The sequence below is a fragment of the Streptomyces torulosus genome (assembly GCF_001419765.1).
GTDB classification, from domain to species: domain Bacteria; phylum Actinomycetota; class Actinomycetes; order Streptomycetales; family Streptomycetaceae; genus Streptomyces; species Streptomyces torulosus.
This window is the reverse complement of sequence record NZ_LIRK01000414.1, coordinates 1-13,668: the sequence shown is the minus strand read 5'-3', so window position 1 is coordinate 13,668 and position 13,668 is coordinate 1. Positions and strand designations below refer to the sequence as shown.

General features: G+C 72.3%; 13 protein-coding genes. 12 read left to right on the top strand and 1 reads right to left on the bottom strand.

What is annotated here, in order from left to right:
- The 12 genes from AOK23_RS27105 to AOK23_RS48985 form a co-directional block, all read left to right on the top strand.
- A partial coding sequence (locus AOK23_RS27105; RefSeq protein WP_240496573.1) for a DegT/DnrJ/EryC1/StrS family aminotransferase occupies positions 1-682 on the top strand: 682 nt, incomplete at its 5' end.
- Complete coding sequence (locus AOK23_RS27100) at positions 679-1,998, top strand: DegT/DnrJ/EryC1/StrS family aminotransferase (RefSeq protein WP_055715240.1); 1,320 nt, start codon at positions 679-681, stop codon at positions 1,996-1,998. The genes AOK23_RS27105 and AOK23_RS27100, both read left to right, overlap by 4 nt.
- Positions 1,991-3,064: an N-acetyl-gamma-glutamyl-phosphate reductase gene (argC, locus tag AOK23_RS27095; protein ID WP_055715239.1), complete on the top strand. Its 1,074-nt coding sequence runs from the start codon at positions 1,991-1,993 to the stop codon at positions 3,062-3,064. Before AOK23_RS27100 ends, argC begins: the two co-directional genes overlap by 8 nt.
- Positions 3,061-5,166: a M20/M25/M40 family metallo-hydrolase gene (locus AOK23_RS27090; RefSeq protein ID WP_240496572.1), complete on the top strand. Its 2,106-nt coding sequence runs from the start codon at positions 3,061-3,063 to the stop codon at positions 5,164-5,166. Before argC ends, AOK23_RS27090 begins: the two co-directional genes overlap by 4 nt.
- Positions 5,163-5,984, top strand: a complete 822-nt coding sequence (locus AOK23_RS27085) for a thiamine pyrophosphate-dependent enzyme (RefSeq protein ID WP_055715238.1) — start codon at positions 5,163-5,165, stop codon at positions 5,982-5,984. Before AOK23_RS27090 ends, AOK23_RS27085 begins: the two co-directional genes overlap by 4 nt.
- Entirely contained in the window at positions 5,981-7,030 is a 1,050-nt protein-coding gene (locus AOK23_RS27080) for a transketolase family protein (RefSeq protein WP_206336300.1), read from the top strand. Before AOK23_RS27085 ends, AOK23_RS27080 begins: the two co-directional genes overlap by 4 nt.
- Positions 7,031-7,083: 53 nt before the next feature.
- On the top strand, positions 7,084-8,337 hold the full coding sequence (locus tag AOK23_RS27075; RefSeq protein ID WP_055715237.1) for an ATP-grasp domain-containing protein: 1,254 nt from the start codon (positions 7,084-7,086) through the stop codon (positions 8,335-8,337).
- Entirely contained in the window at positions 8,334-9,680 is a 1,347-nt protein-coding gene (locus AOK23_RS27070; protein WP_055715236.1) for an amidohydrolase family protein, read from the top strand. The genes AOK23_RS27075 and AOK23_RS27070 overlap by 4 nt, the downstream gene beginning before the upstream one ends.
- Positions 9,677-10,909, top strand: coding sequence for an MFS transporter (locus AOK23_RS27065; protein ID WP_055715235.1), 1,233 nt, complete (start codon positions 9,677-9,679; stop codon positions 10,907-10,909). Before AOK23_RS27070 ends, AOK23_RS27065 begins: the two co-directional genes overlap by 4 nt.
- Before the next feature lie 273 nt (positions 10,910-11,182).
- The gene (locus tag AOK23_RS27060) at positions 11,183-11,569 is read left to right on the top strand and encodes a VOC family protein (protein WP_055715234.1); all 387 of its coding nucleotides are present in this window, start codon (positions 11,183-11,185) and stop codon (positions 11,567-11,569) included.
- 88 nt (positions 11,570-11,657) lie between these two features.
- A complete protein-coding gene (locus AOK23_RS27055; protein WP_055715233.1) occupies positions 11,658-12,320 on the top strand; it encodes a hypothetical protein in 663 nt (220 codons plus the stop codon).
- Between the two features lie 214 nt (positions 12,321-12,534).
- Complete coding sequence (locus AOK23_RS48985) at positions 12,535-13,194, top strand: hypothetical protein (protein ID WP_206336302.1); 660 nt, start codon at positions 12,535-12,537, stop codon at positions 13,192-13,194.
- Here AOK23_RS48985 and AOK23_RS27045 read toward each other — a convergent pair.
- The gene (locus AOK23_RS27045) at positions 13,164-13,496 is read right to left on the bottom strand and encodes a hypothetical protein (RefSeq protein ID WP_055715232.1); all 333 of its coding nucleotides are present in this window, start codon (positions 13,494-13,496) and stop codon (positions 13,164-13,166) included. The genes AOK23_RS48985 and AOK23_RS27045 overlap by 31 nt on opposite strands.
- Positions 13,497-13,668: the final 172 nt, after the last annotated feature.

Below are 13,668 nucleotides of genomic sequence, written 5' to 3'. Positions count from 1 at the left end.
CCCCCCCACACACCCTCGCGATCTTCAGAAAGAGGCACTGCATCACATGGAACTGTTCGACACCGCGACGGTGCTCACCCGCGTCCTGACCTCGGGCGTGGTGATGAGCATCGAGAAGAGCGACCGGGAACTCCCCGGTCTGGAGCGGCTGCTCGCGAAGCGGACCGGCCGGAGCAGGGCCGTGCTGCTCAACAGCCGTACCGGGGCGATCCACGCCGCCCTGGCCGGCCAGGGGATCGGGCACGGCGACAGTGTCGCCCTGCCCGACGTGGACGCGGAGACCTCCGCGTTCCTCGCCTGGCTCGGCGTGACCGTCACCTCGTACGACGGACCCGCCGCGTACGACCACATCGCGCTGGACCCGGCGAACGCCGACCGGCTCGGCGAGTTGGCCGCGGGGGCCACCGCGCCGGCGCTGGTCGTCGACCTGACCGGCCTCGGCTTCGGTCCCGCCGCCGCCGTCCTCACCGACGACCCGAACCTCTGGGCCCGCGCCGAGCGGCTGAAGATCTTCGGCGCCTACGACCTGCGCACGATGTGGACGCAGGAGGAGGCGGACGCCGACCTCGTGCCCGGAGTGCAGTTCAACTACCGGCTCAGCCCGCTGGTGGCCGCCTGCGCGCGGATGGCCCTGACCCAGGCGGCGCGGCCCGCCGCGACCTCCGGAGCGAAGCAGTCATGATCACCGATTTCCCGAACTCGCCCCTCCCGCTGCCCGATCCGGCCGACCTCGACGAGGAACTCGCGGCCCTCGGCGGCAGCGAGATCATCCCCAAGGCGCTGCGCCGCACGCTCTTCCCGGTCATCACCAAGGAGGACGTGTTCAACCTGATGCTCGCCCAGCGGCAGACCCCCGAGAAGGTCGTCGCCGACTTCGCCGAGGCCTACCGGCAGTACGTGGGCGCCGCCCACGCGCTGCCCACCGCCAGCGGCACCTCCAGCCTGCACATGGCGCTCGTGGGCGCCGGGGTGCGGCCGGGCGACGAGGTCATCGTGCCGGCGTTCACGTTCATCGCCACCGCGCAGGCCGTCGTCGCCGCCCATGCCGTCCCCGTGTTCGTCGACGTCGACCCGGTCACGTACTGCATGGACCCGGCCGCCGCCGCTGCCGCGATCACCGACCGGACCCGGGCGCTGATGCCGGTGCACGTGCACGGTCTGCCCGCCGACGTCCCCGCGCTGCGCGCCCTCGCCGACCGGCACGGCATCGCCCTCGTCGAGGACGCCTCCCACGCCCACTCCGCGAAGATCGGCGGCCAGGTCGCCGGCTCGTTCGGCGACGCCGCCGGGCAGAGCCTGATGGCCGACAAGAACTTCCCGCTCGGCGGCGAGGGCGGTATCGCCTTCTTCGCCACCGAGGAGGCGTACGGCCGGGCCGTGAACTACCTCGCGCGGCACGGCATCGACTACCGGATGTCGTGGATCGCCGCCGCGTTCGGCGCCAGCCAGCTCAAGCGGCTGCCGTACTACGACGAGATCCGCGCCCGCAACGCCGCCCTGCTGGGCGAGGCCCTCGACGGCACCGGGCTGTTCACCCCGCCGCACGTGCCGGACGGGCACGTCCACGCGTACAACATGTACCGGATCACCCTGCGTCCCGAGGCCGTCGGGCTGGCGGACCTGCCGGTGCACGCCGTCAAGGAGGCCGTACACGAACTGCTCGTCGCCGAGGGCGTACCGGCACGGGAGTGGCAGAACACGCCGATCCCCTGCCACCTGCCCTTCCGGCACCGCGACGGGTTCGGCAACGGCTACCCGTTCACCCTCAACCCGGGCGCCGTGCGCGACCACCGGCCCGAGGACTTCCCCGTGACCCTCGGCATGCTCGACTCCACCCTCGTCCTCTGCCGCGAGCTGCGCTCCCCGGTCGAGTACGAGCGGATCCTGCGCTACGCCGACGCCTTCCGCAAGGTCGCCCGCCGCCCCGACGCCATCCGCAAGCTCGTCGACGAGCGCGACTACGTGCGGCCGTACGAGAAGGCGGCCCGCCTTGGCTGACACCGACCTTTCACGGGAGAAGATCCGGGTCGCCGTCATCGGCGCCAGCGGATACACCGGGGGCGAGGTCATCCGGCTGCTCCTGGAGCACCCCCACGTCGAACTCGCCTTCCTGTCCGCCGAGCGGGCGGCCGGAGCCGCCATCGGCAGCGTCCACCCCTGGCTGCGCAACCACCCGAGGGCCGCGGGCCTGAAGTTCCGGCCGCTGGACCGGCTGGCGGACATCGACGCCGTCGACATCGCCTTCGGCTGTCTGCCCACCGGCGCGCTGCCCGAGCGGCTGCCGCTGATCGCGGCCCACGCCAAGCGCGTGCTGAACCTGGGCGGCGACTTCCGGCTGCGGGCCGAGGACGAGGTGCGCACCCACTACCCGAAGACCACCGCGCACCCGCCGCTGGAGGACTTCGCCTACTACGTACCGGAGTTGAGCCCCGTCGTACCGGACGGGAGGTTCGTCAACCTGCCGGGCTGCATGGCCGTCACCTCGATCTACGCCCTGTACCCGCTGTTCGCGGGCGCCGAGCCGCTCGCCACGGACCGGGTCGTCGTCGACGCCAAGACCGGCTCCACCGGCGGCGGCCGGGGCAGCGGCGAACCGCCGGCCGAGCGCAGCGGCAACTTCCGGGTGCACAAGCTGTACGGGCACCGGCACGCGCCCGAGGTGCGGCAGGCCCTCGCCGACTTCACCGGCGCGGCCGTCGACCTCCGGTTCTCCACCCACAGCCTCGACGTGGCCCGCGGCATCCTCGTCACCGCCTACGCCGAACTCCGCGACGGGGTGACCCCGTTGGACGTCAAGCGGGCCTACGCCAAGGCGTACGTCGGCAAGCCGTTCGTACGGGTCCGGCCCGCGCCCAAGGCGCCGCAGGACTTCCCGATGCTGAAGGCCGTCGTCGGCTCGAACGTCGCCGAGGTCGCGATCGCGGTGCAGGGCGGCCAGGTCGTCGCCGTCGCCGCGCTCGACAACCTCATCAAGGGCGCGGCCGGACAGGCCGTCCAGGCCATGAACCTCATCCACGGCCTCGACGAGACGGCCGGCCTGCCCACGACGGCGGTGTCCCCATGACGACGATCCGAACGGAACGCCCGACGACCGGGACCGGGCCGTCGACCGCGCGGGCCGGGCTGGCGACGGCGCGGGTCGAGCCGCAGGCCGCGCAGACCGCGCAGACCGCGCAGACCGGGCAGACCGCGCCGTCCACCGCTCAGGTCGAACTGCCGACCACGGCCGCCGGGCAGCAGGTCCCGTCGGCCGCGCGGCCCGCGACAGCGGCCGTCGTCACGGGCACGCCCGCCGCGCCCGGCTCCCGCTCCACCCGGCCCCTCTACGTCATCAAGGCCGGCAGCGCGACCCTCGACCGGGGCGCGATCCACAAGGAGCTGGCCGACCTGGTGGCCAGGGGCGCCCGCGTGCTGCTCGTCGCGGGCGGCGCCACCGGCATCGAACGCCACTACTCGGCCATCGGGCGGCCCATGCCCCACCTGCGGCTGGCCGGCGGCGACTCGGTGCGCTACTGCCCGCCGGAGGAGATGGCCCACCTGGTCGACGCCTACGAACGGGTCACGCTGCCCGCCGTGGAGCGGGAGCTGCGGGCGCTCGGGCTGACCGTGTTCACCTCGGTCGCCGCACGCGGCGGGCTCGTCACCGGCCGGGCCAACCGCCCCCTGAAGACGGTCTCCGCGGAGGGCCGGACCGTGGTCGTCCGCGACCACCGGGCCGGAGTGCCCACCGACGTCGACGTCGACGGGCTGACGGCACTGCTGGAGGCGTACGACGTGGTCTGCCTGTCGCCGCCGGTCGCCGACCCGGCGGGCGGCTCCCCGCTGAACGTCGACGCCGACGTCCTCGCCGCCGTCCTGACCGGCGCGCTCGGCGCCGACCACCTGCGGCTGGTCACCGGCACCGCCGGACTGCTGACCGACCCCGCCGAACCGACTTCCACGCTCCTCGACGCCTATCCCGGCGAGGGCGCCGCCTACGCGGGCGGCAGGATGCGGCAGAAGGTGCGGGCCGCCGAGATCGCCATGCGGGACAGCGGCGCCGACGTCGCCATCACCGGCCCGCACACCATGGGCGAGCCGTCGGGCTGGACCCGCTTCTGGCGGACCAAGGAGCCCGCCGCCGACCTCAGCCTCCTCACCCGCGTGGCCTGCGTGCCCTCCGTCTCGCGCGACGAGGCCGAACTCGCCGCCTACCTCGCCGAGTGGTGCCGGGAACGCGGCATGGACGCCCATGTCGACGAGGCGGGCAACCTGGTCGCCGCCCGTGGCCACGGCCCCCGCCGGCTGCTGCTCCTCGGGCACCTCGACACGGTCCCGCACCACTGGCCCGCCGAGTGGCGCGAGGGCGAGCTGTGGGCCCGCGGCAGCGTCGATGCCAAGGGCAGCCTGGCGAACTTCCTGGAGGTGCTCGCCCACGCGGACATCCCCGAGGACGGCCGGCTGTGCGTGGTCGGCGCGGTCGAGGAGGAGATCTCCTCCTCCAAGGGCGCCTTCCACGCCCGCGACCGCTACCCGGCCGACGCCGTCGTCATCGGCGAGCCCAGCGGCTCGGGCACCCTGACCCTCGGCTACTTCGGACTGTTCAAGCTCCGGGTCACGGCCTCCGTGCCCAGCGGCCACTCCGCCGGGATGGACGCCGTGTCCGCGCCGGACCGCCTCATCGACGTGCTCGGCCGCATCCGGGCCGCGGTGCTCGCCGAGGCGCCGGACGCGCTCAGCGCCGTCATCGACGTCCAGGTGGAGAACGGGCGGGAGCGCGACACCGCCACCGGCGTCCTCAACTTCCGGGTGCCGCCCAAGGCGGACGTGGAGACGCTGAGGGCCATCTCGCTGGGCCACGCCCGCGAGGACGTACGGGTCGAGGTGCTGCGCGCCACCCCCGGCTACGCGGGCGGCCGCTCCAGCGCCCTGGTCAAGGTCTTCACCCGGGCGTTCGCGCAGGCCGGGATCAGGCCCCGCTTCGTGGTGAAGAAGGGCACGTCCGACATGAACACCCTGGCCACGACCTGGCACGACGTGCCGATGGTGGCGTACGGGCCCGGCGACTCGGCCCTGGACCACACCGACGAGGAACGCATCGACCCCATGGAGTACCGCACCGCCCGCTCGCTGCTCGCCGACGCGGTCAACCGGTGGTTCGCCCTGACCGAGGGGAGCCGGCGATGACCACGACCGTGCTCGAACAGCCCCGTACCGGGGGCGACCCGGCGGCCGTCCTCGCCGAGCGTGCCGTCCTGGCCCGCCGGCTGGTCGTCGACATGGCGGCGAGCCCGCGCGGCTGCCACCTCGGCGGCAGCCTCTCCGTCCTCGACATCCTGATCGCCGCCCTGCACCGCGCCTCCGCCGGAGACGGCACCGAGGTCGTCCTCAGCAAGGGCCACGCGGCCGCCGGCCTGTACGCGGCGCTCCACGTCAGCGGGATCCTGCCGGAGAACCCGGCCCCGCTGTACGGCCGCGCAGGCCACCCCTACACCGGCCACCCCGGCCCCAAGGTGCCCGGCGTCCGCTTCCCCACCGGCAGCCTCGGCCACGGCGTCCCGTACGCCGCCGGCTGGGCGCTGTCCCAGCGGCTCTCCGGCGGTCACGGCCTCGGGATCGCCGTCGCCGGTGACGGCGAGCTGCAGGAGGGCCTGGTCTGGGAGACCTGCCAGGTCGCCGCCGCGCAGGAGCTGGGCACCTTCGTCCTCGTCGTGGACCGCAACGGCGGCCAGAACGACGGGCTGGTGGCCGACATCTCCCCGCTGCCGCGGCTCGCCGAACGGTTCGCCGCGTTCGGGTTCGACGTCGCCGAGGTCGACGGACACGACCTCGCCGCCCTCACCGCCCTGTTCGCCGAGGACCGCACGACGGCCCGCAGGCCCCTCGCCGTCATCGCCGACACCGTCAAGGGCAAGGGCGTCCGGGCCGTCGAGGGCAGGCCCGGCTGCCACTACGTGACCATCGACGAGGCGCGCGCCGCCCAGTGGAAGCGGGGTATCCGATGACCACGACCGACGAGCGGGCCGTGCCTCTCACGGCGCCCGCGCCCGGCGCCCCGGCCGCCGAGCCGACCCCGCCCCTCACCGACGACCGCCCGGTGACCCTGTCCGGGCGCGACGCCTACCGGGACGAGCTGACCCGGCTCGCCGCCTCCGACGACACGATCGTCTGCCTGGAGGCGGACCTGGGCGGCAAGGGACACCCCTTCCAGGCCGCCCACCCGGAGCGCTTCTTCAACCTCGGGATCGCCGAGGGCGCCATGGTGGACATGGCGGCGGGCCTCGCGGCCGGCGGCCACAAGCCGTTCGTGAGCACCTTCGCCCCGTTCGCCGCGCTGCGCGCCGCCGAGAGTCTGAAGCTGACCCTCGGCTACCTGGCCGCCGGGGTCACGGTCGTGGCGCCGTACGCCGGGGTCTCGGGCGCCTGGTTCGGGACCACCCACCACTGCCTGGAGGACCTCGCGATCCTGCGCAGTGTGCCGGGTGTGACCATCGCGGCCCCGTACGGCGACGCGGAGATGCGCGCGGTGGTGCGGGAGGCGGTCCGCTCCGGACGCCCGCACTACATCCGCACGGGCCGCAACGCCAGCTACGCCTCCCTGCCCCTGCCCGACGGCGAACTCCCCCTGGTGAACTGGGAGTTCAGGGGCGGGCCCGACGACGTGTGCCTGGTCTCCGTCGGCGAGGAGGGCACCCGGCTGGCCCTCGCCGCCCGGCGGGCCGCTCCCGGCACCGCCCACGCCCACCTCGTGTACCTCGACCACGAGAACCTCTCGCGCGCCGCCACCGAACTCGCCCGCCACCACTGCCGGTTCGTGGTCGTCGAGGAGCACCGCGGCCAGGGCGGCGTGGCGGAGGCGCTCGCGCTGCTGCTGCCGGAGGCCCGGGTCACGTCCGTGAGCGCCGACCGGAGCTGGCCCGCCCACGGCGGCGACCACGAGGAGGTCATGGCCGCCCTCGGCCTGGACCTGCCCGCCGTACTCGCGGCCGTCGAGAAGGCCGGGGCGCACGTCGAGCAGGCCGGGGCGCGGGCGCACGTCCGCGCCGGTTGAGCTTCGCGTCACCCCGCAACCACCCACCACCCACACCGACTTCAGGAGTCCCCGTGCACATCCTCATGATCGAATGCAACCCCAACGGCATGGCCGGCATCGCCAACGCCCTGGACCTCGGCCATGACGTCACCCTCGTCTCCGTCGACCCCGACTTCTACCTCGCGGTCTCCCCGCTCACCGAGGCCGCCTACGCCCACCCCCACTGCCAGGTCGTCAAGAGCGAGAAGGCGTTCTCCATCGAGGAGCTGACGGCGCTGGCCCGCTCGATCCACGCCGAGCGCCCGGTCCACGGCGTCACCACGTACAGCGAGTACCACACCGTGCACACCGCGGCCGTCGCCGAGGCGCTCGGTCTGCCCGGTATGAGCGTCGACGGCGCCCGCAACGCCCGCCACAAGCACCTCACCCGCCTCACCCTCGACGGCACGGGCGTCCGCCAGCCGCGGTTCGCGCACGTCTCCGACCCGGCGAAGGTCGAGGCCGCCGTCCGCGAGATCGGCTTCCCCTGCGTGGTGAAGCCGTCCGACGGCACCGCCAGCCTGCATGTGCTGCACCTGAAGGACGAGGACGACCTGACGGCGTACCTCGCGGAACTCGCGGACGTCGTCGACTACGGGCGCGGTGTCGTCCGTATCCCCGACATCCTGATCGAGGAGTTCGTCACCGGTGAGCTGATCTCCGTGGAGTCCTGCGTCCTCGGCAAGGGCGAGGTCGTCAACCTCGGCCTGACCGACCGTCCGCTGAGCGGCTTCCCGCACTTCATCGAGATGGGCGCCACCTACTTCACCGGGCACCCGCTCCAGGACGAGCTGTTCGCGATGACCACGAAGGTCCTCGACGAGCTGGGCGTCGACTTCGGCTTCATCCACACCGAGTTCCTGCTCGGCCCCGACGGCCCGGTGCTGTGCGAGGTCAACGGACGGCTCATCGGCGGCATCGTGCCGAGCCTGATGCAGATCAGCTCCGGTGTCGACGCCTACCTGGAGGTCATCCGGCAGGCCCTCGGCGAGCGCCCCGAGCTGCCCTTCCCCGGCGAGACCATCGCGGGCGGCCACTGGTTCGGCTCCCCGGTCGCCGGCACCGTCGAGTCCATCGGCTTCGACGGCCTGACCGACCTGCCCGGCTTCCACAGCGCCCTCGCCTACAAGAAGCCCGGCGTCGAGGTCAGCCGCCTCTCCAAGAGCAACTTCGACTGGATCGGCCACATCATCTTCACCGGCGCCGACCGCGACGAGGTCAACAAGCGCAACGAGGAGGCCCTGGACGCCATCGACCTGCGGCTGAAGGTCGAGGTGGCCCGATGAGCGAGGCCGTACGCGGCCGCACGGGACCGGTCACCCTGCACGGGGTGGCCGTCCCGGCCCTCGACCCCGACGCGCTCTACGACGTCACCACAGAGAACGGCGTCTTCACCGCCTTCACCCGCACCGGCCCCCGCCGGGGCGGCGAGCACGAGCTGTGGCCCGGCTACACCGAGACCCACGCCCATGTCTCGCTCCCCGCGAACTGGGACGACACGGTCGAGGACCCCCGGATCGTGGCCCTCCAGTACCTGTACCACGGGGTCTCCCACGTGGTGGACATGTTCGGTTTCCCGCTGGTCGCCGACGCCTGGGCGGCCGGCCGGGAGGCCTCCCCGTGGCCGTACCCGGAGCTCGTGCACTGCGGCTACGCGGTGACGGCGACGACCGACGCGGCCGGCCGCACCGGCCACGGTGTGGAGTTCCCGGCCCCGGTCCACATGCTGGCCGTCGAGTCCGACCTCGACCACGCGCTGCGCGCCAACGCCGAACGCGGCGGCACCTTCCTGAAGGTGATGTTCACCGACGGCACCGAACAGCCGGGCAGCCCGGTCCGCTTCTCCCGCCTGTCGGAGCGGGTGCTGCGCTTCACCGCCCGGATGGCCGCGGAGCGCGGCGTCACGGCGGTCATCGACTGCAACACCCTCCAGGAGACCCGCTGGGCGTACGCATGCGGCTTCCGCCTCTTCGCCCACACGGTCCGCGACCGCACGCTCGACGCGGCCGACTGGAAGGAGTTCGAAGGGGCGCGCTTCGTCTCCACCCTCGCCGGCCTCCGCCCCATGATCATGACCGGCGAGGAGTTCCTGACGGAGTACTCCCGCGAGGGCTTCGCCGAGACCCAGGACGTCCGCAACCTCGACTTCGTCCGCGGCATCGAGAAGCCGTACGGCATCGAGTACGGCGTCCAGGAGACCCGCACCGCCGCCCTCGCCGACATGCGCCGCAACGCGCTCGCCGCGCTCGGCCGGGGCGATCTGCTGGTCGGCACCGACTCCGGGAACACCGGTGCCTACCACGGCTACTCCCTGCTCAGCGAGCTGGACCTGCTGCGCGGCGACGACCCCTCCCTGGACCTGGCGCTGCGCCACCAGGCCACGGTCGGCGGCCGCCGGTACGTCGACGAGCTGAGCGGCGCCCCGACCGGCGCGCACCCGCTGAGCGCGGGCGCCGACGCCACCTACAACCTCCTGCACGCCTCCGCCCCCGACCGCCCCCTCTCGGCCCTGCCCGTGCGGACCGTCGTCCGGGGCGTGGAGATCGACCGCGCGGCCCTGGCCCGCGAGATAGCCGTCCTGCGGGCCGCCGCCCAGGCACCGACCGAACCGAAGGGAATCGCCGCGTGACCATCGAACGCAGGCGGGCACTGATCGGCGTGAACGCCGGTATCTTCCTCGCCCACATCGGGAACTTCATCTGGTTCCCCGTCCTCGTCGCCTCCCTCGGCGGCACTGACAGCGGCTTCTGGGCCGGTGTCGTGATGTGCATGACGTACGTCGGCCGGCTCGCCGCCACCTTCTTCTACGAGGGGGTCGCCGCCCGTATCGGTATCCGGGGCGCGGTGTTCGCGGGCACCGCGACGGAGGCGGTGGCCCTGTTCCTGATGGGCTTCGGTGACGGGGTCGCCGTCTACTCCGTGTTGGCCCTCCTCATCGGCCTCGGCTCGGGCACGGCCTTCCCCGGCCTGAAGAACATCCTGGTCTCGTACCCCGACGACGAGCGCCCGAAGGCGTTCTCGACCTTCCAGATGTCGGCGCAGGTGGGCCTCTTCGGTGGCGCGCTGGTGGGTGGTCTGCTGGCCGACGTCGACCTGCGCACCCTGTTCTCCGTCGTCTTCGCGATCTTCATCGGCTTCTGCCTGGCGTCGTCGGCGTTCATCCCGAGGGACGGCTTCGGACAGGCCACGGGCAAGCCGGCGGCCGAGCGGGTGCCGCTGTTCAGCACCGCCGTCTTCAAGGGCATCGAGGTCCGCGGCGCCACCCGCTACTTCCTGCTGTCGGCGGTCTTCTGGTTCCTCTCCATCGGCTTCATGGTCGGCATCCCGCTGCACATGGAGGAGTACGCGTCGGGCTGGGCGCCGTCGGCCCCGTTCTGGATCACGGGCCTGAGCGTGCTGGCGCTCCAGTACCCCCTGTTCAAGTTCATGATCAAGCACCTGCGCCCGGGTGCGGTGATGGCGGTGGGCCTGGCCGGAATGACGGTGGCGTTCACGGCGTTCGGCGCGGGCCGCTCGGTGCCGTGGATCGTCGTCGGCTGCCTCACGGTCGTCCTGGGCGAGATCCTCTTCGTCCCGTCCTTCGACATCTGGGTCGCCCGCAAGGTCCCCGCGGACCGCCTCGCCAAGGCGATGGGCGCGATGCACTTCTTCCGCAGCGCCGGCAACATGGTCGGCTCCCTCCTGGCAGGCGCCCTGTTCGACCTGGCGACGTCCTGGGACGTACCAGGCGGCAACTGGTACGTGGCGGCGGTGATCGCGGCGGTGTGCGCGGCGATCTGCCTCTTCAGCCGGGACGAGAGCCCGGCGGAGGAGCCTGCGGCCGCCACCGAGGAGGAGCGGGCGGAGGCGCCGGCGTAGTGCCGCGGAGGCTTGCCGCCCGCCTCGTCACCGACACACCCCCAACTGGTCCCGAAAGGGACGCGGTTGGGGGCGCGGACGCGTAAGCCCCCGCTATGGGCTATGGGCTATGGGCTATGGGCTATGGGCGGCCGGCGTGGCGTGCGGTACCGGGCGACGCCTGGACGAACTGACGGCAGCCCGGCGCGGACGGCGGCGAGGGCTCTCCATCGAGGACCCGGCAGAGGGCGGCGTGCACGTGCCCGGCGTCGACCACTCGTAGACTGCGTGGCCATGACACAACGATGGCCCTTCATCCACCACGTCACCTTCATCGCCTCGGACCTTGAGGCGAGCACCCGCTTCTACACCGCCGCGCTCAAGCCTCTCGGTGTGGTCGGGGAAGCGGCTGACGGTGGAGCGGAGTTCTGGGAGGAGGAGCTGGACACTCCTTCCTTCGGCCTGTACCCCGCGGGCGACGCCACGGTGACCCGGGGCGCGCACATCGCGTTCACCGCACGCGACCGAGCCTCGGTCGACGCCTTCTACGAGGCCGCCCTGGCCGCTGGTGGCACGTCCCGGCACGAACCCCGGCTGTGGCCTGAGTACCGCGCCTATTGCGCGTTCGTGGACGACCCGGACGGCAACAACATCGAGGCCGTGTACAAGGAGCAGGCGTAGATCGCCGTCACGCTCACCCTCCTCATGCGGTCCTGACCGGTGCGGCACAATCGCGGTCAACCAGGCAGGCGACGGTGGGAGTGGGAACGTGGGGCGTCTTGGCCGGCTAAGCCGACGTAAGGGCATACCGAACGAGCCGGCGCTGCTGGCTGCGGCTGCTGAGAATCCGGGTGGCAGCGTCGCCGAGATCGATCCGACGTATGTCGACGACCCGAATGGCTACGTACCTCCCGAGGCGATCCGCGGTGCGTGGTTGGTCGACCGCAGCGGGAAACTGACAGGTGAGTACCAGGAGAACCCCCGTCACGGGGTGCCACAGGACGACTTCAGCAAGCTCACTGACCCTGATCACTGGCTTGGCTGGCTCGGCGATGATCCCGCGACCGCCATCCGGAAGGGCATCGAGGAGTCCTTGCGCGCCCAGGTGGCAGACGCAGTGGTCGAGTGGGTCAAGATCCTTGAAACGCCCCGGTTCCTCACGGGTGGGCGTCGACACTCTGAGGACGAACAGGTCATGTTGGTCACCCGCGCGGCACTCGCCGCGCCGTTTGCGTTGTCCGTGCGCACCATGCAGCACGGGCGTTCCATCCTCCAGGGGGTGTTCTCGTGGGCGGCGGTGAACCTCTCACCGCCCGGAGTCCGCAAGGACCGGCACTGGTTCGACCTGGGCGCCGGGCTGGACTGGGCCGGTGAACGGCTCCAAGAGCGGATCTACGAGATGGACGGTGAGGACGGCACCTCCGAGCGGTAGAGCGGCAATGCCGTTCCGTTGGCCTGCAAGCCGAGATCTGGATACCGGCTGATTCATGTCCGTTCATGGTGGTACCAGTGATCCGGCGGGTGCGGATGTTGGTAGTTCCACGGATGCAGCGGGGGCTGGCGATATGCCAGGCTCGTGCGGGTTCCCGATCTTCGCGGTGTGCGTGGGGGTGGGGAGCAGACAGCGCACGAAGGGGGAGTGGGACGTGAGGCTGGTGACCGCAGATCACAGCAGGGCTGCCGTCAGACCGGGGGTGGACGGCCAGTTCCGGGGCATCCTCTGGCCCGCGTCCTTCCCAGGGACGCCCCGGGCCCGCGTCCCCGCACACGGGCTGGCCGCGCTGGTGGTCATCACCTCGGTGTGTGCGGCGTTCAAGGGGTTCTACTGGGCTGACGACCCCCAGGTCAGCCAGTACCGCGAGGGCCTGTGGGGGCCGGCGCAGGCGGTGGCGGTGCCGGTTGGGCTGACGGCGGTGCCGCTCCTGCTGACGTGCGCCGTGCTGGCGGGCGCCGTGCGGTCCTGGCCCAGGGTGCCGTACCGGGTGCTGGCCGCCGTGGCCTGGACGATGTCGGCAGTCGCGATCTTCGTGGTGGTGGTGGAGACCTCACTGACGAACGACAGCGACTACTGCACGGCGAATGCGCCCGTGGATCCGGTCTCGGTGAATGTGGTGGCCCTGTGTCTCGTGGCGGCACTGGTCGCCGGATCGTTGGCCGGGTGGATCGCGTGGGTGATCTCGCGTCGCCGAGCACGGCCCGTAGTGCTGTATGCAGTGTGGCTCGCCACGGTCGCCGCCGCCGTCGTGCTGACCCTGGCCGTGCCGCTCCACGCGGCTCAGACCTGCGGTCCGTCCGGGATGGGCTGAGGACCGCCGCTCACCCCGGCATCCTGAAAACCTGTGCTTGGCATGTCGACATCAGACACAGTGGCCGCGCAGAGCCGGGGATCGGTGAAGGTCCTGGTCCACGAGGAGAACGACTCTGCCAGCCTGCGTGCGGTCAGCGACACCACCGGAGAGGCGATACGGCCCAGCGCCGTGTCCGAGCCCGGCTCGCCGCTGGTCTCGCGTTCGGCGGCCAGGCGGGCTTCCAGGGCAACCGCATCCGAGGCCAGTGCCCCGGCCCGCAGGGCGGCTGCGATCCCGGCGACGACGTGGTCGTGGCTCATGTGCCGGTGCAGCAGCAGGACCTCGATCAGCGCACGGGTGCCGGCCGGGTCGCCGTGCGCTGATCGAGGTCCTGCTGCTGCACCGGCACATGAGCCACGACCACGTCGTCGCCGGGATCGCAGCCGCCCTGCGGGCCGGGGCACTGGCCTCGGATGCGGTTGCCCTGGAAGC